Source organism: Hydrogenophaga sp. (assembly GCF_051007235.1).
GTDB lineage: Bacteria > Pseudomonadota > Gammaproteobacteria > Burkholderiales > Burkholderiaceae_C > Hydrogenophaga.
Window position 1 is genome coordinate 1 of record NZ_JBPCSJ010000050.1, and the last position, 20,199, is coordinate 20,199.

Annotated in this window: 19 protein-coding genes; 16 read left to right on the top strand and 3 right to left on the bottom strand. The window is 65.8% G+C overall.

All coding sequences use genetic code 11. The annotated features are described in order from the left end of the window. Positions 1–811: caspase family protein (locus ACR2JA_RS01580; RefSeq protein WP_434007391.1), on the bottom strand; the 811-nt coding region annotated here is incomplete at its 3' end. A 408-nt stretch (positions 812–1,219) separates the two neighbouring features. Here ACR2JA_RS01580 and ACR2JA_RS01585 point away from each other — a divergent pair. From ACR2JA_RS01585 to ACR2JA_RS01595, 3 genes are all read left to right on the top strand, one after another. Then, positions 1,220–1,480, top strand: coding sequence for a DUF4212 domain-containing protein (locus ACR2JA_RS01585; RefSeq protein ID WP_434007392.1), 261 nt, complete (start codon positions 1,220–1,222; stop codon positions 1,478–1,480). 13 nt (positions 1,481–1,493) lie between these two features. Continuing rightward, positions 1,494–3,347 carry a sodium:solute symporter family protein gene (locus ACR2JA_RS01590; RefSeq protein ID WP_434007393.1) on the top strand — a complete coding sequence of 618 codons (1,854 nt, stop codon included), beginning with the start codon at positions 1,494–1,496 and terminating at the stop codon, positions 3,345–3,347. Between the two features lie 117 nt (positions 3,348–3,464). Then, positions 3,465–3,827, top strand: a complete 363-nt coding sequence (locus tag ACR2JA_RS01595) for a hypothetical protein (protein WP_434007394.1) — start codon at positions 3,465–3,467, stop codon at positions 3,825–3,827. 159 nt (positions 3,828–3,986) lie between these two features. Here the strand turns inward: ACR2JA_RS01595 and ppsR are convergent, their stop codons facing one another. Then, complete coding sequence (gene ppsR / locus ACR2JA_RS01600) at positions 3,987–4,808, bottom strand: posphoenolpyruvate synthetase regulatory kinase/phosphorylase PpsR (RefSeq protein WP_434007395.1); 822 nt, start codon at positions 4,806–4,808, stop codon at positions 3,987–3,989. Positions 4,809–5,048: 240 nt separating this feature from the next. Here ppsR and ppsA point away from each other — a divergent pair, with 240 nt between their 5' ends. The 5 genes from ppsA to ACR2JA_RS01625 all read left to right on the top strand — a co-directional run bounded on the left by ppsA (position 5,049) and on the right by ACR2JA_RS01625 (position 13,167). Further along, positions 5,049–7,442: a phosphoenolpyruvate synthase gene (ppsA, locus tag ACR2JA_RS01605; protein ID WP_434007396.1), complete on the top strand. Its 2,394-nt coding sequence runs from the start codon at positions 5,049–5,051 to the stop codon at positions 7,440–7,442. A 141-nt stretch (positions 7,443–7,583) separates the two neighbouring features. Further along, the gene (locus tag ACR2JA_RS01610) at positions 7,584–7,790 is read left to right on the top strand and encodes a hypothetical protein (protein ID WP_434007397.1); all 207 of its coding nucleotides are present in this window, start codon (positions 7,584–7,586) and stop codon (positions 7,788–7,790) included. A 16-nt stretch (positions 7,791–7,806) separates the two neighbouring features. Beyond that, on the top strand, positions 7,807–10,575 hold the full coding sequence (locus ACR2JA_RS01615; protein WP_434007398.1) for an ATP-binding protein: 2,769 nt from the start codon (positions 7,807–7,809) through the stop codon (positions 10,573–10,575). Next, the gene (locus ACR2JA_RS01620; protein ID WP_434007399.1) at positions 10,572–10,958 is read left to right on the top strand and encodes a response regulator transcription factor; all 387 of its coding nucleotides are present in this window, start codon (positions 10,572–10,574) and stop codon (positions 10,956–10,958) included. The genes ACR2JA_RS01615 and ACR2JA_RS01620 overlap by 4 nt, the downstream gene beginning before the upstream one ends. A 22-nt stretch (positions 10,959–10,980) precedes the next feature. Then, entirely contained in the window at positions 10,981–13,167 is a 2,187-nt protein-coding gene (locus ACR2JA_RS01625; protein WP_434007400.1) for an exonuclease domain-containing protein, read from the top strand. Positions 13,168–13,203: 36 nt separating this feature from the next. Here ACR2JA_RS01625 and ACR2JA_RS01630 read toward each other — a convergent pair whose 3' ends face one another. Continuing rightward, entirely contained in the window at positions 13,204–15,027 is a 1,824-nt protein-coding gene (locus tag ACR2JA_RS01630) for a putative nucleotidyltransferase substrate binding domain-containing protein (RefSeq protein WP_434007401.1), read from the bottom strand. 186 nt (positions 15,028–15,213) lie between these two features. Here ACR2JA_RS01630 and ACR2JA_RS01635 point away from each other — a divergent pair, with 186 nt between their 5' ends. The 8 genes from ACR2JA_RS01635 (at position 15,214) to rplI (ending at position 20,079) form a co-directional block, all read left to right on the top strand. Beyond that, the gene (locus tag ACR2JA_RS01635) at positions 15,214–15,510 is read left to right on the top strand and encodes a hypothetical protein (RefSeq protein WP_434007402.1); all 297 of its coding nucleotides are present in this window, start codon (positions 15,214–15,216) and stop codon (positions 15,508–15,510) included. After that, entirely contained in the window at positions 15,501–16,088 is a 588-nt protein-coding gene (locus tag ACR2JA_RS01640; protein WP_434007403.1) for a tetratricopeptide repeat protein, read from the top strand. The genes ACR2JA_RS01635 and ACR2JA_RS01640 overlap by 10 nt, the downstream gene beginning before the upstream one ends. 14 nt (positions 16,089–16,102) lie before the next feature. Then, complete coding sequence (locus tag ACR2JA_RS01645; RefSeq protein WP_434007404.1) at positions 16,103–16,363, top strand: DUF4212 domain-containing protein; 261 nt, start codon at positions 16,103–16,105, stop codon at positions 16,361–16,363. A 7-nt stretch (positions 16,364–16,370) separates the two neighbouring features. Continuing rightward, a complete protein-coding gene (locus tag ACR2JA_RS01650; RefSeq protein WP_434007405.1) occupies positions 16,371–18,470 on the top strand; it encodes a sodium:solute symporter family protein in 2,100 nt (699 codons plus the stop codon). A gap of 149 nt (positions 18,471–18,619) precedes the next feature. Then, complete coding sequence (rpsF, locus tag ACR2JA_RS01655) at positions 18,620–19,006, top strand: 30S ribosomal protein S6 (protein WP_434007406.1); 387 nt, start codon at positions 18,620–18,622, stop codon at positions 19,004–19,006. 8 nt (positions 19,007–19,014) lie between these two features. Then, a complete protein-coding gene (priB, locus tag ACR2JA_RS01660; protein ID WP_434007407.1) occupies positions 19,015–19,317 on the top strand; it encodes a primosomal replication protein N in 303 nt (100 codons plus the stop codon). 12 nt (positions 19,318–19,329) lie between these two features. Then, entirely contained in the window at positions 19,330–19,611 is a 282-nt protein-coding gene (gene rpsR, locus ACR2JA_RS01665) for a 30S ribosomal protein S18 (RefSeq protein WP_434007408.1), read from the top strand. 15 nt (positions 19,612–19,626) lie between these two features. Continuing rightward, positions 19,627–20,079 carry a 50S ribosomal protein L9 gene (rplI, locus tag ACR2JA_RS01670; protein WP_434007409.1) on the top strand — a complete coding sequence of 151 codons (453 nt, stop codon included), beginning with the start codon at positions 19,627–19,629 and terminating at the stop codon, positions 20,077–20,079. The last annotated feature ends 120 nt before the right edge of the window (positions 20,080–20,199 follow it).

The following is a 20,199-nucleotide window of genomic DNA, read 5'->3' on the forward strand; positions in this document are numbered from 1 at the left end:
GCGCATGGAAGACCGCGTGGCTGCCCTTGAAGGCGCCGTTGTTCCACACGCGCAGCACCTGTTCGGTGAAGGCGCCGTTGTGGTTGCCGTCCATGGAGAACTGGTTGTCCTGGCAACCGGAGATGAGGATCACCGAGGGCTCGAACTGCTTGACGATGGCGGTCAGCCGCGTGCTGACGGTCACCTGGGCGATGGCGGTGTCCGGGTCGGTCACGCGTCCGCCAGCCGTCTTGGCAATGTCCGCCTGGAGCTTGTCGTACCAGGCCTTGTGCGCGTTGTAGACCCGCATGCCCACGGCCGGCGGCATGATGCGCGGGCGCTGTTCGGCCGTGCCCGGTGCCGGGCGCGCGGCGCGCACCACGGTGCCGCTGTGGCAGCTGTCGGACAGCACCAGCACCCGCACGCCCTTGGCAAACCGGCTGAGCTCGTAATACAGCTCGTCGTCGATGAGCTGGGTGTCGTAGAGGCACCAGGTTTCGTCGAGCTTGTCGGGTTCTTCCCCGCTGGTGTCGGGCACCTGGCCGCCGTGGCCGGAATAGGTGAGCCAGAACAGGTCGCCGGCCTTCAGCGCCTTGGCCGCCTTGCGGATGGCCGCCAGCACCGCTGAACGGGTGCCTTTCTTGGTCAGCAGCAGAGTGGATTTGAAGCCCTGGGCCTTGGCGATGGCCTCCATGTCGTGGGCGTCGAACTCGCAGGCCGCCAGTGGCCCGGTCCAGCCGGCGTAGTGCGCGGCGCTGACTTCGTTGATGCCGATGTGCAGCGACAGGCCGGTGGGGCTCGTCTCGCGCGCAGTGGAAGTGCGGGTGGCCATGGCAGAAACCCTCCTGCTGATCAGCGCACGGTGTGTGCGTTTTGTCACGCATTCTGTGCCCGCCCACCGCCACAAGTAAATAGGGCAGGTCGCGGGTGCAGCGCGCCGTGTCCCCTGCCTGGGGGGCAGCCGAAGGGGCGCGTGCCCGGGTGGTGCGGGCAGTTGCAGCGCTGCTGTTCGTCAGGGTTTGCCCGGAGGGCGGATGCCGCAGCGCGCGGGGCGTTCGCCTATTTGCTAGGGGCTTTCCCTAGACTGTGCGGTCATCAACGGTCGCAGCAATTTTGACGTAAGCAAGCGTCAACAGAGTGCCCCTCGTAGTGCGGTGATCCCCCGGGATATCGGCACGAAAAGCGTGCAGCGAAAGCTGCCTGAATGGCAAAAGCATCAAACGTCGAGGAGATGACTTTCATGGCAAGTGACAACAACGCGAAGGCCTACTGGAGCGCCACACTGGGTCTGCTGACCAAAGTGCTGGTGATCTGGTTCCTGGTCTCTTATGGCGCCGGCATCCTGTTTGCCAGTGCGCTCAATGGCATCAAGCTGGGCGGGTATCCCGTCGGGTTCTGGTTTGCCCAACAAGGCTCGATCTATGTGTTCATTGCGCTGATCTTCTGGTACGCCAAGAAGATGGGCGACATCGACCGCCAGTTCGGCATGCAAGAAGACTAAAAGGAAGACCACCATGGATCTCCAAACCACCACCTATCTCTTCGTCGGGCTGAGCTTTGCGCTGTACCTCGGCATCGCCTTCTGGGCTCGCGCGGGCAGCGTCTCGGAGTTCTACGTCGCCGGCGGCGGCGTGCACCCCATCACCAACGGCATGGCCACGGCCGCCGACTGGATGTCGGCCGCTTCGTTCATCTCGATGGCCGGCCTGATCTCCAACATGGGCTACGGCGGCGCCGTGTTCCTGATGGGCTGGACCGGTGGCTACGTGCTGCTGGCCTGCCTGCTCGCCCCGTACCTGCGCAAGTTCGGCAAGTTCACCGTGCCCCAGTTCATCGGTGACCGCTACTACTCGCAGTTGGCCCGCACCACCGCCGTGGTGTGCCTGCTGGTCGCTTCCACCACCTACATCATCGGCCAGATGACGGGTGTGGGCGTGACCTTCTCGCGCTTCCTGGGCGTGTCCAGCGAAACCGGTATCTACATCGGCCAGGCCATCGTGTTCTTCTACGCGGTGTTCGGCGGCATGAAGGGCATCACCTACACCCAGGTGGCCCAGTACATCGTGCTGATCTTGGCTTACATCGTGCCGGCGCTGTTCATCTCCCTGAACCTGTCGGGCAACTTCCTGCCGCAGCTGGGCCTGGGTTCCTCCCTGGCCGGTACCGATGTGTCCCTGCTGGGCAAGCTGGACCAGGTGGTGACCGATCTGGGCTTCACCCAGTACACCACCAGCTCGGCCGGTTCGATGCTCAACATGTTCTGTTTCACGATGTCGCTGATGATCGGTACCGCCGGTCTGCCGCACGTGATCGTTCGCTTCTTCACCGTGCCGAAGGTCGCTGACGCCCGCGCCTCCGCTGGCTGGGCCCTGGTTTTCATCGCGCTGCTGTACACCACCGCTCCTGCCGTGGGTGCCATGGCCCGCCTGAACCTGATCGGTACCACCAACACCGCTGTGGGCATCAGCCCCGGTGCCGACGGCCAGATGGTCGTGAAGCCCGACCTGGTCAAGGCCAACGGTGACCTGTACGCCGCTGACGCCAGCCTGAAGTACGACGAGCGTCCGGATTGGATGAAGCGTTGGGAGAAGACCGGTCTGCTGAAGTTCGAGGACAAGAACGGCGATGGCCGCATCCAGTTCTACAACGACAAGACCAAGAACGAAGCCGTGATCGCCAAGGCAGGTGCTGCGGGCTGGAAGGGCAACGAGCTGACCGTGAACGCCGACATCATTGTGCTGGCCAACCCGGAAATCGCTCAGCTGCCCAACTGGGTGATCGCGCTGGTCGCCGCCGGTGGCCTGGCCGCTGCCCTGTCCACCGCGGCCGGTCTGCTGATGGCCATCTCTTCGGCTGTGTCGCACGACCTGATCAAGGGTGTGTTCAACCCGAACATCTCCGAGAAGGGCGAGTTGCTGGCGGGCAAGGTCGCCATGGCCGTGGCCATCGTGATCTCCGGCTGGCTGGGTCTGAATCCGCCGAGCTTCGCGGCCGGTACCGTGGCCCTGGCCTTCGGTATCGCTGCTTCGACGATCTTCCCGGCCATCATGATGGGCATCTTCAGCAAGACCATCAACGACAAGGGCGCCACCGCCGGCATGATCGCGGGTCTGTTCGTGACCCTGTTCTATGTGTTCGCACACAAGGGCTTCTTCTTCATCAAGGGTACCGAGTTCCTGGACCTGGTCGGTGGTAACAACGGCTTCTTCGGCATCTCGCCGGAAGGCATTGGTACCGTGGGCGCTCTGGTGAACTTCCTCGTGGCCTACCTGGTCAGCAAGGTCACCACGCCGGTGCCGGCCCACATCGCCGCGCTGGTCGAATCGGTGCGCGTGCCCAAGGGCTCTGGTGGTGCCGTCGCCCACTGATCGATGCTCTGATGCTTGGGGGCGTTGCCCCTGACTCGAACCCCGTTGGCTCGCCAACGGGGTTTTTTATTGAGGCGATACGATCTCGACCCCGCTGATCGACAACACTTTCAAAACATGAGCGTCTTCATCCTGAACTGGATCTTCCTGCTGGCCTTGTTTCCCGTGGCCTTCTTCTGGCTGCGACGGGCCTGGCGGATTTTTTTCAAACGCGATTTTTCAGAGGTTGCGCTCAAGAAGGGCGAGCCGGCGCCCGACGCCGAGAGGTACGCCCCCTACGAGATGGTCATCAATCTGCTGGGCGGCATCGTGCTGGTGGCCGTGCTGGTGGCTGTGCTGGGCTTTCAGGCCCTGGAGCGCCAGGACTGGATCGCGATCGCCGGCTCCACGCTGTGGATGAAGCTGTTCGCGTCCTTCGCCCTGGGCCGCCACGCCCACGGCGGATTTGACGCCCTGGCGGCCAAAAGCAAGAAGAAGTGAGGCGGGCGGGTGGACCACCCGCCCGTCTGTTAACGCCAGGACGGCGTACTGTTCAAAGCGGGACGTGAGCGTCTGCCACAGGCAATCGCGATGACCCTCGCCCGGCCATCCTCCGGGTCAGTTACGGCGACGCGTTGACGCCGGCGCGTTGGCGGAACCTCAGTACGCCAGCCGTTCGGGCCGGATTTCCTGCAGGATGGTGGTGGCGATTTCTTCGATCGACTTCGTCGTGGTCGAGAGCCAGCGGATGCCCTCGCGTCGCATCATGGCCTCGGCCTCGTTCACCTCTGCGCGGCAGTTTTCCAGGCTGGCGTAGCGCGAGTTGGGGCGCCGCTCGTTGCGGATCTCGGCCAGCCGTTCGGGCGCGATGGTCAGACCAAAAATCTTTTTGCGGTGCGGCACCAGGGCCGGTGGCAGTTTGCGGCGCTCGAAGTCTTCCGGGATCAGCGGGTAGTTGGACGCTTTCAGGCCGTGTTGCATGGCCAGATACAGCGAGGTCGGCGTCTTGCCACTGCGGCTGACGCCCACCAGGATCACATCAGACCCTTGCAGGTCCTTGTGGCTCTGACCGTCGTCGTGCATGAGCGAGAAGTTGATCGCCTCGATGCGGTCGTTGTATTCCTTGCTCTTGGACGCGTCGGAGAAGCGGCCCACGCGGTGGTTGGACTTGACGCCCAGCTCGTCTTCCAGCGGTTCCACGAAGGTGCCGAACATGTCCAGCATCATGCCGTTGCAGTGCTGCTTGACCACCGCCAGCACCTCCATGTTGACCACGGTCGCGAACACCAGCGGGCGCTTGCCTTCGACCTCCGCCGTGTGGTTGATCTGGCGCACCGCCTGGTGGGCCTTGTCCACGCTGTCCAGAAAGGGCAGGCGCACCCGGCGCACCTCGATGCCGAACTGCGCCAGAATGGCGTTGCCGAAGGTTTCCGCGGTGATGCCGGTGCCATCGGAGATGAAGAAGACGGTGCGGTTGGGCATGGTTCCTGTTCCGTTTCAAGAATTTTCATGGGGGCGGCGCACCGATTTCATGGGCCGGCCGGGCCCGCGCGGTCCGCCAGGGGACCATGCCATCCTACAATCACCTGCTGTGGCTGCTCGGCCCTGCCGACCCAGGCCGTCGAATGTGATGCCCCCTGCCCGGTGCACGACCCATAACAGAACCACAGGTCACCCGCTGGCGCATGGAGCCCCCCGGTTTTTCAACCTTAGGAGTCTTCCATGTCCCAACTGTTCGAGCCGACCGCCCTGGTCGTGCCTTTCGAAAAACTGCGAATGAGCGATGTCGAGGCCGTCGGCGGCAAAAACGCCAGCCTAGGCGAAATGATTTCGCAACTGCCACAAGGCGTGAAGGTGCCCACGGGCTTTGCCACCACGGCCCACGCCTTCCGCGAGTTTCTGAAGTTCGATGGCCTGACCGAGCGCATCAACGCCCGCCTGGACGCCCTGGACACCGAAGACGTGCGCGCCCTGGCCGAAGCCGGCGCCGAGATCCGCGCCATGGTCGAGAACCAGCCGTTCCCGGCCGACCTTGAAAAGGCCATCCGCGACGCTTTCGTCACCCTGGTGGGCGACAACGACAAGGCCACGTTCGCTGTGCGCTCGTCGGCCACGGCCGAAGATCTGCCCGACGCCTCGTTCGCCGGCCAGCAGGAAACCTTCCTGAACGTGCACGGCATCGACGAGGTGCTGCACAAGATGAAGGAGGTGTTCGCCTCGCTGTACAACGACCGCGCCATCAGCTATCGCGTGCACAAGGGCTTCGCCCACGCAGACGTGGCCCTGTCGGCCGGCGTGCAGCGCATGGTGCGTTCGGACACCGGCGCCGCCGGCGTGATGTTCACCATCGACACCGAGTCGGGCTTTGAAGACGTTGTCTTCATCACCTCCAGCTACGGCCTGGGTGAGACGGTGGTGCAGGGCGCCGTGAACCCCGACGAGTTCTATGTGCACAAGCCCATGCTCAAGGCCGGCAAGAAGGCCGTGATCCGCCGCAACCTGGGCAGCAAGCTGATCGAGATGGTGTTCTCCACACCCGAGGAAAAGGCCGCGACGAAGAAGCTGGTCAAGACGGTGGATGTGCCGGTCGAGCTGCGCAACCGCTACAGCCTGACCAACGACGAAGTCGAGCAACTGGCCCATTACGCGCTGGTGATCGAGCAGCACTACGGCCGCCCGATGGACATCGAATGGGGCAAGGACGGCACCGACGGTCAGCTCTACATCCTGCAGGCCCGCCCCGAGACGGTGAAGAGCCAGTCCGCCGGCAAGGCCGAGATGCGCTACAAGCTCAAGGGCAAGGGCGCCGTGCTGGCGTCCGGTCGTGCCATTGGCCAGAAAGTCGGCACCGGCCCGGTGCGACTGGTGCACAACATCAGCGAGATGGACAAGGTCCAGCCCGGTGACGTGCTGGTGACCGACATGACCGACCCGAACTGGGAGCCGGTGATGAAGCGCGCCAGCGCCATCGTGACCAACCGCGGCGGCCGCACTTGCCACGCGGCCATCATCGCGCGCGAGCTGGGCATCCCGGCCGTGGTGGGTTGCGGCAACGCCACCGACCACCTCAAGGACGGCACGCTGGTGACGGTGAGCTGCGCCGAGGGCGACACCGGCCACATCTACGACGGCCTGCTGGAAACCGAGATCACGGAAGTCCAGCGCGGCACCATGCCCGAGGTGGACGTCAAGATCATGATGAACGTGGGCAACCCCCAGCTGGCGTTCGACTTCGCGCAGATCCCCAACGGCGGCGTCGGCCTGGCCCGCCTGGAATTCATCATCAACAACAACATCGGCGTGCACCCGAAGGCGATCCTGGACTACCCCGCGATCGATGCCGACCTGAAGAAGGCGGTGGAGTCGGTGGCCCGCGGTCACGCCTCTCCGCGCGCCTTCTATGTAGACAAGGTGGCCGAAGGCGTGGCGACGATTGCCGCCGCGTTCTGGCCCAAGCCGGTGATCGTGCGCCTGTCGGACTTCAAGTCCAACGAGTACCGCAAGCTGGTCGGCGGCAGCCGCTACGAGCCCGACGAAGAGAACCCGATGCTGGGCTTCCGTGGCGCCGCGCGCTACATCAGCGAAGACTTCGCCGAAGCGTTTGCCATGGAGTGCGAAGCCCTCAAGCGGGTCCGCGAAGACATGGGCCTGACCAACGTACAGGTGATGGTGCCCTTCGTGCGCACGCTGGAGCAGGCGCGCAAAGTCACCGAACTGCTGGCCGCCAAGGGCCTCAAGCGCGGGGAAAACGATCTCAAGACCATCATGATGTGCGAGATCCCGAGCAACGCCGTGCTCGCGCACGACTTCCTGCAGTACTTCGACGGCTTCTCCATCGGCTCCAACGACCTGACCCAGCTGACCCTGGGTCTGGACCGCGATTCCGGTCTGGAGCTGCTGGCGCACGACTTCGACGAGCGTGACCCTGCCGTCAAGGCGCTGCTCAAGATGGCCATCGGCGCCTGCAAGGCGCAGGGCAAGTACGTCGGCATCTGCGGTCAGGGCCCCAGCGACCACCCGGACTTTGCCCAGTGGCTGCAGGCCGAGGGCATCAGCTCCATCTCCCTGAACCCCGATTCGGTGGTCGATACCTGGCAGCTGCTGGCGTCGAGCTGATCCGGACTGGACGGGCAACAAAAGGCGGCTTCGGCCGCCTTTTTTTCGTCTGCGGTGCACGTAAGCCGAGGGTCAGAGCCGGGCGCACAATCCAACAGCGGGCACGGCCATGCACCCTGCCACGCGCAAGAGGAGACATCGATGTCTGAAGGCCTGGTCAACCAGCGCCTGGTGGCGCTGTTCGCTGCCGCGCTGGTGCTGCTGAACTTCCCGCTGCTGGCCCTGTGGGACCATGATGTCCAGATCGCGGGTCTGCCCCTGTTTCCCACGGCCCTGTTCCTGATCTGGGCGCTGCTCATCGCGGTGCTGGCCTGGGTGGTGGAACGCGGGCCGCGGTCGTCGCGCTGAACTTCCGAGGCTCAGCATGTTGCCGGTCCCCCTGGTCATTGGCGCTTCGTTCGCCTACCTGTTGCTGCTGTTCGCGGTGGCGTACTGGGGCGACTGGCGCGCCCAGCGCGGGCGCTCGGTCATCGGCAACGCCTGGGTGTACGCGATGTCCCTGGCGGTGTACTGCACCGCCTGGACGTACTTTGGCAGCGTTGGCCGCGCGGCCGGTTCCGGGGTGTGGTTTCTGCCCATCTACCTGGGCCCCATGCTGGCCATGATCCTGGCCTGGTTGGTGGTCCGCAAGATGATCCGCATCGCGCGCAGCTACCGCATCACCTCCATTGCCGACTTCATCGCCAGCCGTTACGGCAAAAGTCCGCTGCTCGGTGGGCTGGTGACGCTGATCACCGTGGTGGGCATCGTGCCGTACATCGCGCTGCAGCTCAAAGGCATTGCCAGCGGGTACGCGGTGCTGACCTCGCCGCCCGGCGCGGTGGCTGCGCAGCCCAGCCAGTGGTGGACCGACAGCACGCTGTACGTCGCGCTGGCGCTGGCCGGTTTCACCATGGTGTTCGGCGCGCGCCACCTGGACAGCACCGAGCGCCACGAAGGCCTGGTCGTGGCCATCGCCTTCGAGTCCATCGTCAAGCTGCTGGCGTTTCTGGCGGTTGGTCTGTTCGTCACCTTCGGCCTGTTCAACGGGCTGGGCGATCTGTTCGGTCGCGCCGATGCCGATGCCGCCATCCGGCCGCTGCTGCGTTTTGACCAGGGCCAGCCCTTTGCCTATGCGCAGTGGCTGGGCCTGACGCTGCTGGCCATGCTGTCGGTGATCTTCCTGCCGAGACAGTTCCAGGTGATGGTGGTGGAGAACGTGCACGAATCGCACCTCAGGCGCGCGGTGTGGGTGTTTCCGCTCTACCTGCTGCTGATCAACCTGTTCGTGCTGCCGATCGCCATCGGCGGCCTGCTGCATTTCGGCCCGGGCCGCATGAACGCCGAGATGTTCGTGCTCTCGCTGCCGCTGGACCAGGGGCACCACGCGCTGGCGCTGCTGGCTTTTGTGGGGGGGCTGTCGGCGGCCACCGGCATGGTGATCGTCGAGGCGATCGCGGTGTCCACCATGGTCTGCAACGATCTGGTGATGCCGCTGCTGCTGCGCACGCGGCGTTTTGGTGCCCGCGCCGCAGGCGACCTCACGGGGGTGCTGCCGCTGATCCGCCGGTGCTCGATCCTGGCCATCCTGTTGCTGGGTTACCTGTATTTCCACCTCGCGGGTGAAGCCTATGCGCTGGTGAGCATCGGGCTCATCAGCTTCGCGGCGGTGGCGCAGTTTGCGCCCGCCCTGCTCGGGGGCATGTACTGGAAGGGCGGGACCCGGCGGGGGGCCCTGGCCGGGCTGCTGCTGGGCTTTGCGTTCTGGGTCTACACCCTGATGCTGCCGTCGCTGGCCAAGTCGGGCTGGCTGACCGACGGCTTTCTGCAGCAGGGGCTGTTCGGCATGGCGTGGCTGCGGCCCGAGGCGTTTCTGGGGCTGCAAGGGCTGGACAACCTGACCCATTCGCTGTTCTGGAGCCTGCTCATGAACATCGGCGCCTACGTGGGCGTGTCGCTGTGGCGTGCACCGTCGGCGCTTGAAACCAGCCAGGCCCTGCTGTTTGTCGACGTGTTCCACCGCACCGACGGCGCGCGCCCGGTGTTCTGGCAAGGGCGCGCCCAGGTGCCGGCCTTGCAGGCGCTGGTGGGGCGCTTCCTGGGTGTGGAGCTGGCGCGGCGGCTGTTTGAACGCTACGCGAGCGAGCAGGGCGTGTCGGCCGATCGGCTGGTGGCCGATGCGCGGCTGGTGCAGTTCGTCGAAACCCAGCTGGCCGGCGCCATTGGCAGCGCATCGGCGCGGGTGATGGTGGCATCGGCCGTGGAAGAGGAGGCGCTGGACCTGGACGACGTGATGCGCATCCTGGACGAGGCTTCGCAGCTGCGTGCCTATTCGCAGGCGCTGGAGGAAAAATCGCGCTCGCTCGAGCGCGCCACGGCCGAGCTGCGCCAGGCCAACGACCAGCTGAAAAGCCTGGACCGGCTCAAGGACGATTTCATGTCCTCGGTGACGCACGAGCTGCGCACGCCTTTGACGTCGATCAGGGCGCTGTCGGAAATGATGCGCGACGATGACACCATGGAGGCGCCGCAGCGCGCACAGTTTCTGGGCATCATCGTGGCCGAGGCCGAGCGCCTGAGCCGGCTGGTCAACCAGGTGCTGGACATGGCCAAGATCGAGGCCGGGCACGCCGAGTGGCACAGCAGCGCGGTGGATTTGCGCGAGCTGCTGGAACAGGCCGCTGGCAGCATGGCCGAGCCGATGCGCGAGCGCGGCATCGCCCTGACCCTGGAGATGCCCAGCCAGGTGACGCCGGTGCAGGCCGATGCCGACCGCATCACCCAGGTGGTGCTGAACCTGTTGTCGAACGCGGCGAAATACGCGCCGCGCGAGGGCGGCGTGGTTCAGCTGACCCTGCGCGAGACAGCCGGTGCCCTGGAGGTGGAGGTGCAAGACAACGGACCGGGCATCCCGCTGGACCAGCAGGCGATGGTGTTCGAGAAGTTCCGGCAGGTTGGTGGTGATGAGCACTACCGCCCCGGAGGGACCGGCCTGGGCTTGCCCATCAGCCGCCAGATCGTGGAGCACTTTGGTGGGCGCATGTGGCTGACATCGGTGCCAGGCGCGGGCGCCTGTTTCGGTTTTTCGCTGCCGCTGGGCCACGCGAAGCCAGCCAGTGGGCACGACACAGAACAAGAGGAGCACAGAACATGAACCCCAAGATCCTGATCGCGGACGACGAGCCGAACATCCTGATTTCGCTCGAGTTCCTCATGAAGCGCGAGGGCTACCAGGTGGTGCTGGCACGCGACGGCCAGGAGGCCATCGACGCCATCGTCCGCGAACGCCCGGCGCTGGTGTTGCTGGATGTGATGATGCCGGTCAAGACCGGTTTTGACGTCTGCCACGAGGTGCGCGCCCACGAAGCGGTCAAGGACACGCTGATCGTCATGCTCACCGCCAAGGGTCGCGACACCGACGTGGCCAAGGGGTTGGCCCTGGGCGCCAATGCCTACATGACCAAGCCGTTTTCGACCAAGGAACTGGTGCAGCGGGTGCAGACCTTGCTGGCCGGCGCGCAGGGGGCGGCGTCATGAAGGCCTCCCGCAAGGACGTGTCATGAGCGCACAGCAGAAAACCGATCCGCGCCTGTGGTGGCTGCTGGGCACAGCGGCCGTGGCCTCCCTGGTGTGGCTGGGCATCACCTTCGGCCTTATTGGCTCGGCCATGGACGCGCAGGAGCGTGCGTCCGTGCTGCAGACCGTGGGCGACCGCCTGGTGCTCATCGCGCTGACCTGGGGCGCGGGCATGGCCGCCATCGGCTGGGGGCTCAAGCGCTGGTTCGACCTCTGGGTCACGCCTTCGGTCCAGCTGGCCGAAGAGGCGCAGGTGCTGCTCAAGACCGACGTGGTGCGTGAGCTGCAACCCAAGGGCAACGCGGAGACCAAGGTGCTGGTGGGCCTGTTCAACCAGCTGGTGGGCCAGCGCGAGGGCCTGCGGCGCGAGATGGACGCCAAGGTCCGCGAGGCGGCGCAGGGCATCGAGCAGGAAAAGAGCCGCCTGGCGGCGCTGATGTCCGAGCTCACGCAAAGCGTGGTGGTCTGCAACCTGGACGGGCGGGTGCTGCTGTACAACAACCGCGCGCGCATGCAGTTCCGCGCGCTCTCGCAAGCGCCTGGCGTCACTGGCGGAGCCGAGCTGATCGGCCTGGGGCGATCGGTCTATGGTGTGTTCGACCGCAAGCTGGTGCAGCACGCGCTGGAGAACGTCGAGCAGCGCCTGCAGCGCGGTGCGGCTCAACCGTCGGCCCAGTTCGTCACCACCACGCCCTCGGGCCAATTGCTGCGGGTGCAGATGGCGCCGGTGCGTGCCGTGGCAGTGGGCGATGGACCGGTGTCGCTGACGGGCTTTGTGCTCATGCTGGACAACATCACGCGCGACTTCGAAGCCGAGTCCGCCCGCGACCAGGTGCTGCACAGCCTGACCGAAGGCAGCCGCGCGGCGCTGGCCAACATGCAGGCCGCCATCGACATGCTGGACTACCCCGACCTGGAGCCCGCCATGCGCGAGCGCTTCATGAACGTGGTGCGCGAGGAGACCCGGGCGCTGAGCCTGCGCATCGCCCGTGTGGACGCCGGCGCATCCGATGGCCTGAAGACCCGCTGGCCGCTGGAAGACATGCTGGGCGCCGATCTGGTCAACGCTGCGTTGCGGCGCATCCAGGACGTGGCCGGGCTGCGCTGCGCGTCGGTGGAGGTGGACCCCGCCCTGTGGCTGCGGGTGGAAAGCTTCTCCCTGCTGCAGGCCTTGGTCTACCTGGCGGGGCGGCTGTCCGACGAGTTCGAGGTGCGTTCGGTCGAGCTGCGACTGGGGCCCGCCGGGGCAGGGACGGACAAGGCCCACCTCGACCTGATCTGGTCGGGGCAGGCCATCAGCACCGAAACGGTGATGAGCTGGGAGCTGGACCCCATGAAGGTCGGTGCCGAAACCCTGCGCCTGACGGTGCGCGACGTGGTCGAGCGCCACGGCGGCGCGTTCTGGTTCGAGCGCGAGCGCGTGCGGCACCAGGCCTTTTTCCGGCTGCTGCTGCCACTGGCCAGCCCGCAGGAAGCGGCGGAGACCCGCGGACTGCTGCCCACCGACAGCCGCCCCGAGTACTACGACTTCGACCTGTTCAAGACCACCGAGGCGACCCATTCGATGGACGACCGACTGCTGTCGGAGCTGAGCTACACCGTCTTCGACACCGAGACCACCGGCCTCAATCCCTCACAGGGCGACGAGATCATCCAGATCGGCGCGGCGCGCATCGTCAACAACAAATTGCTGCGGCAGGAGTGCTTCGAGCAGCTGGTCGACCCGCAGCGCAGCATTCCGCCGGAGACGATTCCCATCCACGGCATACGGCCCGAGATGGTGCGTGGCCAGCCCACCATCGAACAGGTGTTGCCGGCGTTCCACGCATTCGCGCAGGACACGGTGCTGGTGGCGCACAACGCCGCCTTCGACATGCGCTTCCTGCAGCTCAAGGAGGCTCAAACGGGGGTGCGGTTCGACCACCCGGTGCTCGACACCCTGCTGCTGTCGGCCGTGGTGCACCCCCACCAGGACTCGCATCGGCTCGAAGCGCTGGCCGAACGATTCAACATCACCGTCGTGGGCCGCCACACCGCCATGGGCGACGCCATGGTCACGGCCGATGCCTTCCTGCGACTGATCCCGCTGCTGGCCGAAAAAGGCATTCACACCCTGGGGCAGGCGCGAGAGGCGGCGCAGAAGACCTTTTACGCCCGCTTGAAGTATTGACCCCCCCGCGCCGCAGCCGGCGCGGGGGGAGTGGGGTCACATCCTGTAGCGGTGGCCCAGCACGCTCTGCAGCGACTGGACCACGGTGAAGGCGTCTTTGAGCTGGGTGCGTTCGAAATTCGACAGTTCGTCCAGGCGCAAGAAGTTGTCAGGGGCTTCGTCGGCGGCGATCTGGCGGGCCTGGTGCTGGATGCGCATGAACGCCAGGAATTCGAGCGCGTCGCGCAGGTCGCGGGCGCTCTGTTCGCTGATGGCCCCGCCCGACGCGGCGTCCAGCAGGCGGTCGTGGGTGTTGACCGCGGCGTTGCCGCCGGCCAGGGCGTACACGCGGGCCAGGTCGACGATGGGCACCACCCCGGTGTGTTTGAGGTCCACCGTTCCCTTGTGTTCGCCGCTGCGGATGGTGGCAATGCCTTTGAACAGGCCCAGCGGCGGCTGGTGCTGCAGCGCGTTGCCCACCATGTGGGCCAGGAACAGGGAGTTGCCCTGGGTGCGACGCAGCACGTCGTGCCGCAGCGTGTCGAGCAGCGCACTCTGGCCGTGGATGGCCCGCAGGTCGAAGAAGACGCAGGTCAGCATCAGCGCCTTGGGGTCGGGCGTGCTGGTCCAGCGCTCGAAGTGATCGGCCCACTGCTGGCGAGGCAGGCGCCACTGGTCGGTCATGGCCATCATTTCGCCGGGGCAATAGACGTAGCCGCAGGCGTTCAGTCCGTCGCACACCAAGGTGGCCAGTGCCTTGAAGTACTCGCCATGCAGGGCCGGGTCGTAGCGGTCGTCCAGCACCATGCAGTTGTCCTGGTCCGACTTGGCGGTCTGCTCGTTGCGCGCTTGCGAGCCGGCGGCCACCCAGACGTAGTCCACCGGTGGCGGGCCCAGTCGGGCCTCACCCAGTTGCAGCAGGCGCGTGGTGATGGCGTCGGTGATGGCGGTGACGATATGCCCGGTGCTGTAGGCGCTGGCCTCGGCCGCGGCCAGGCTTTTTTGCAGGTGCTGCACCTTGCGGCTGGCGGCTTGCAGACCCTCGACCGCGCTTTGCTTGTAGATGTCGCCCGCCAGGTAGACGGCCGAGGTGCTGTGTTGCTCGGTCAGATCGGTGGCGGTGATCATGCCGGCGATGCGCGGCCCGTCGAGCACCGGCACGTGGTGGATGTTGTGGCGCGCCATGAGCAGCAGCGCGTCGAACGCGGGGTTGCCCACGTCGATGCTCATGGGCGCGAGCGTGGCGATGTCGGCCACCGGGCGGCTGGTGTCCAGACCCGCGGCGATCACGCGGTTGCGCAGGTCGCGGTCGGTGATCAGGCCAAACAGGTGGTCTTGCTCGACGATCAGCACCGACGACACCCGTTGCGCGCTCATCAGCTGCGCCGCGTCGCGGATGCTGGTGTGGGGTGCCACGGTGATCGGCGCACGCCGGATGAGCGAGCGCACCGGGGTGGTCATGAGGTTCAGGGCCGGGTCGGCGTCGCCGTGCACACGGCGGCCGCTGCGCTGGTTTGCCCTGGAGGCGGGCAGCAGGTAAGTCAGGGCAGGGCTGTCCTGTCGCAGGGCGTCGAGGTCGGCGGCGTCGAGCCGGGCGATGTGACCATCGGTCAGTGCGCGCGCGTGGGTCGCGCCCAGTTCGTGGCCCAGCGACAGACCGAAAAACTCCCCGGGGGCCAGCGCGATCAGCGCCTGGTCCTGTTCGTCGAGCAGGCTCACCGAGCCCGACACGGCCCAGTGCAGTGCACCGCGCAAGCCGTCGCCATGAGCGACTTCCTGCCCGGCAACAACGTCCTGCACGGTCAGCTGGTCGAGCAGCTTTTGCCGACCGGCATCTGACAACCGGCCGAAGACCCGATGCGCTTGCAGACTTTCGGCCAAGAAGTGGGTAGAGGCAGGTGGTCGGGCCATGTGTGGAACCGGTGCGTGAACCAGGGTTGAACGATGCTACACCCGGGTGCTGGTGGCCCCGCCGGGTAAACCCGCAGCGGGTATGACCTGAGTCAGTCGAACCGCATTCAGCCCGGCAGAATTCGGTAAGCTCACCCCATCTTTTTGAGTGTTGGCATGTTGACTCTGATCCTGGCCCTCAAGGCCGTCACCGAAATCGCCTTGCTGGCCCTGCTGGGGCAAGGGCTGGTGGGCGTGTTGAGCGGGCAGGGCAGGGCCGGCAACCCGTTCTACCGGGTGTTGCAGGCGGTGGGGCAGCCTTTCGTTTCGCTGGCGCGGCGCTTGAGCCCGCGCTGGGTGGTGGACCGGCACGTGCCCCTGGTGGCCTTTGTGTTGCTGGCCTGGGCCTGGGTGGCGGTGACCATGGCCAAGGTGTCGGTGTGCGTGCAGATCGGGGTGGAGCAGTGCCGCTGAACGCCACCGGGCAGACGCTCTGGTTCCACGTCCGGCTGCGCGGGCTGCTGACCCTGGGTCTCCGGTCGTCGGCCATCCGGCTGGTCACGCAGCGGCTGGTCGATGTGCCCGACGACACGCACGCGCTGGCCTCGCTGGCCCACCTGCTGGCCACTCAGGGCCAACCGCAGGCCGCCGCAGAGCACCTGCGGCGCCTGCTGACCTTGCGCCCCGACGACGCCAGCGCCTGGTTCAACCTTGGGTACGTGCACGAACAGCTGGGCCAGGTGACCGATGCCGAGGTGGCGTTTGCGCGGGCGACACAGCTGGTGCCGGGCCTGGACCGCGCCTGGTACGGCCTGGGGCTGAGCCTGATCGGCCAGCAGCGGCTGGACGAGGCGGTGGCGGCGCTGCGCCGCGCCACCGAACTGCAACCGATGAGTCCACACGGCTGGTACCAGCTGGCCCGCGTGCACGCCCAGCGGCAAGAGCTGGAGCAGGCCGGCCGCATCATCGAGCACCTGCGCGGTTTCGAGCCGCGCGTGGCCGCGCAACTGGTGCGCGAAACCGGGCTGGGGACGGCCCCTGCGCCCACCTGAGGACCCTGCTGGCCATGCCCCACACCGCCCGCTACCAGCGTTACTGGCACAAGACCTTGCGGCTCACCGCCGTGCTCCTGCTGGTCTGGTTTGTCGTGAGCTTTGTTGTCACTTACTACGCCCGCGAACTGGACTTCGAGTTCCTGGGCTGGCCCTTCAGTTTCTGGATGGCCGCGCAAGGCTCGTTGCTGGTGTACGGACTCATCATTGCGTACTACGCCTGGGCCATGAACCGCCTGGACCGCGAGCACGGCGTGCAGGAGCCCACGGAGTGACGCGAACATGAGCACGCCGGGCGAGAGCAGGAGCGGCGGTCGCGCTTTCAAGCGCCAGCTCGACCGCGTTTACACCTGGTACGCCGGCGGCTTCTTTGTCTTCGTGCTGCTGCTGGCCGGGCTGGAGCAGCTGGGGGTGCCGCGCACCTGGATCGGTTTCATCTTCCTGCTCTCGACCATCCTGCTCTACGCGGTCATCGGCATCATGAGCCGCACCACCGACGCGACCGAGTACTACGTGGCCGGTCGCCGCGTGCCCGCGGTCTACAACGGCATGGCCACCGGGGCCGACTGGATGTCGGCCGCCTCGTTCATCGGTCTGGCCGGCACCCTGTACCTCAGCGGCTACAACGGCCTGGCTTTCATCATGGGCTGGACGGGTGGTTACTGCCTGGTGGCGTTGTTGCTGGCGCCGTACCTGCGCAAGTTCGGCCAGTTCACCATCCCCGACTTTCTGGGCGAACGCTACGGCGGCAACTGGCCGCGCCTGCTGGGCATCGCCGCCGCCATTTTGTGTTCCTTCACCTACGTGGTCGCCCAGATCTACGGCGTGGGCCTGATCACCTCGCACCTGACCGGCGTGGCCTTCGAGCTGGGCGTGTTCCTCGGGCTGGGCGGCATCCTGGTGTGTTCGTTCCTGGGGGGCATGCGCGCGGTGACCTGGACCCAGGTCGCGCAGTACATCATCCTGATCGTGGCCTACCTCATCCCGGTGGTGTGGCTGTCGGTCAAACAGACCGGTGCGCCGGTGCCGCAGCTGATCTACGGCTTCCAGCTGGAGAAGGTCACCGCCAAGGAAAAGCTGCTGACGCACGACCCCAAGGAGCTGGAAGTGCGCGAACTGTTCCGCCAGCGCGCCGAAACCCTGACGAAAAAGCTGCAGGACCCGGCGGCGGCGCTGGTGGCCGACAAGGCCGCGGCCGAGGCCCACCTGTCGGCCCTGCGCCAGGCCAACGCCACGTCCGCGGCCATCTCCGCCGCCGAAAAAACACTGTCGGCTCTGCCGCGCGACAGCGCCTCGGCCCGCATCACCTGGACCCGCGAGCGCGACGCCGCCGAACTCAAGTCGCGCCCCCTCAACGGCATGGCGCCGCATGCCCAGCAGTACCTGGGCGACCCGCACGGCGATGCGCCGGCCAGGCAGGCTTTCGATGCCTCGCGCCGCAACTTCCTGGCGCTGGTCTTCTGCCTCATGGTCGGCACGGCGGCCTTGCCGCACATCCTCATGCGCTACTACACGACGCCGTCGGTGCGCGAGGCGCGTCAGTCGGTGACCTGGTCCCTGTTCTTCATCTTCCTGCTGTACGTCACCGCGCCCGCGCTGGCGGTGCTGGTCAAGTACGAGGTCTTCCACACTGTGGTGGGCACGCCGCTGGACCGGCTGCCGCAGTGGGTGGCGTCTTGGAACCAGGTCGACGCCAGCTTGATGTCCATCACCGACATCAACCTCGACGGCATCCTGCAGCTCAACGAAATCACCATCGGAGGCGACATCGTCGTGCTGGCCACGCCCGAAATCGGCGGGCTGCCGTACGTGGTTTCGGCCCTGGTGGCCGCTGGCGGTCTGGCGGCCGCGCTCTCAACCGCCGACGGTCTGCTGCTCACCATTGCCAACGCGCTCTCGCACGACCTGTACTACAAGATGATCGATCCCAACGCGTCCACCGCGCGGCGGGTGACGATCTCCAAGGTGTTGCTGCTGGTCGTGGCCCTGGCGGCCGCCTATGTGGCGGCGCAGAAGCCGGCGGACATCCTGTTCCTGGTGTCGGCGGCGTTCTCGTTTGCCGCGGCGGCGTTTTTCCCGGCGCTGGTGTTGGGCATCTTCTGGAAACGCACCACCGGCGTGGCCGCCGCGCTGGGCATGATCGCCGGCCTGGGCGTGACCTCGTACTACATGGTCGTCACCCAGCCCTGGCTGCGGGAGGTGTTCGGCATCACCTCACCCGTCCACCTGTGGTGGGACATCCTGCCCATATCGGCCGGTGTCTTTGGCGTGCCGGTGGGTTTTGCGGTGACCATCCTCGTCAGCCTGGTCACGCCACCACCCAGCGCCAAGGCGCAGGAACTGGTGGAATACGTGCGCTACCCGCACCGCCACAACGGCTGAGCGCCTGGCCGGACGGTCAGATTTGGCCGGCTGGCCAGAATTTGCTAGAATCGCGGGCTTGCCTTGCTGCACCCCAATCAGACGCTGGGGGCAGCTGTTCATCAGAAACCGGAGCCTCACAGGCCCGGTGTCATCCACAAGGAGAGTCTATGCGTCATTACGAAATCGTTTTGCTGATCCACCCGGACCAAAGCGAACAGGTTCCGGCCATGCTGGAGCGCTACAAGGGCATGATCACCACCGGCGGTGGCAAGATCCACCGTGTTGAAGACTGGGGTCGCCGTCAACTGGCTTATCAGATCAACAAGCTGTCCAAGGCCCACTACCTGTGCGTCAACATCGAAGCCGATCAGGCTGTGATGGGCGAACTGGAACACGCGTTCAAGTTCAACGACGCCGTGCTGCGCCACCTGACCGTGCAGAAGAAGAAGGCCGAAACCGGTCCTTCGAGCATGATGAAGGCGGTCGAGCGCGAAGAGGCCCGCAAGCTGCAACCTGAGCAGCGCGAGTCCCGCGAGCAGCGCGCCGAAGCCTGACACGGGGCGTGACAACGCCAGCGGGTAACCAGCTTCAATTGCTCGCCGCGGTGGTGCAGGTTCAAAGCCTGCGCTACACCCCGGCCGGCATCCCGGTGATCAACCTCGTGCTCGAACACGAGTCCACGGTCACCGAGCTGGACACCCCCCGACTGGTGAAACTGCAACTGAAGGCCGTGGCCTTCGGTGCCCGAGCCGAAGCAATGTCCCGTCAGGGGCTTGAATGGGTGGGCCAGTTTCACGGGTTCCTGGCGAATGCACGCAACGGCAAAGGCGTCGTGTTCCATATCCAAGATTTCAGCAAGACATAGGAAAGGCCCATCATGGCTGCACCCAAGCGTTTCAACAAAGACAAGCGCCCCAAGCGCAACACCCAATCGCTGCTGTTCAAGCGCAAGCGTTTCTGCCGCTTCACCGTGGCCAACGTCGAAGAAGTGGACTACAAGGACGTGGACGTCCTGCGCGACTTCATCGCTGAAAACGGCAAGATCATCCCCGCGCGTTTGACCGGCACCCGTGCCATCTACCAGCGCCAGGTCACCACCGCCATCAAGCGTGCTCGCTTCCTGGCCATGCTGCCCTACAGCGACCAGCACCGCGTCTGATCGGGAGAGACTCATATGCAAATCATTCTGCTCGACAAAGTTGTCAACCTCGGCGCCCTGGGCGATGTGGTCAAGGTCAAGGACGGCTACGCCCGTAACTTCCTGATCCCCTCTGGCCGTGCCCGCCGCGCCACCCAGTCCGCCATCGCCGAATTCGAAGCCCGCCGCGCCGAGCTCGAAAAAGTGGCCGCTGCCAAACTGGCCGAAGCCCAAGCCCTGGGTGAGAAGCTCGCCGCCGTGGCACTCAAGCTGTCCCAGAAGGCCGGCGTGGACGGCCGCCTGTTCGGTTCCGTCACCAACCACGACGTGTCCAAAGAGCTGAACAAGCAGGGCTTCAAGGTCGCCAAGGCCCAGGTGCGCATGCCCAACGGTCCGCTCAAGAACGTGGGCGACTACACCGTGAGCGTGAACCTGCACACCGACGTGACCGTCGATGTGGCCGTGACGGTGCTGGGCGAAACCGCCTGACCACGCCACACCCGGCCATGTGCCGGAAACAGAAGCCGCCGCCTCCGGGTCGGCGGCTTTTTTTTCGGCGCTCGGCGTCGCCAGTTGTCCTGCACAACCCACCGCTGATGCACCGCTTGT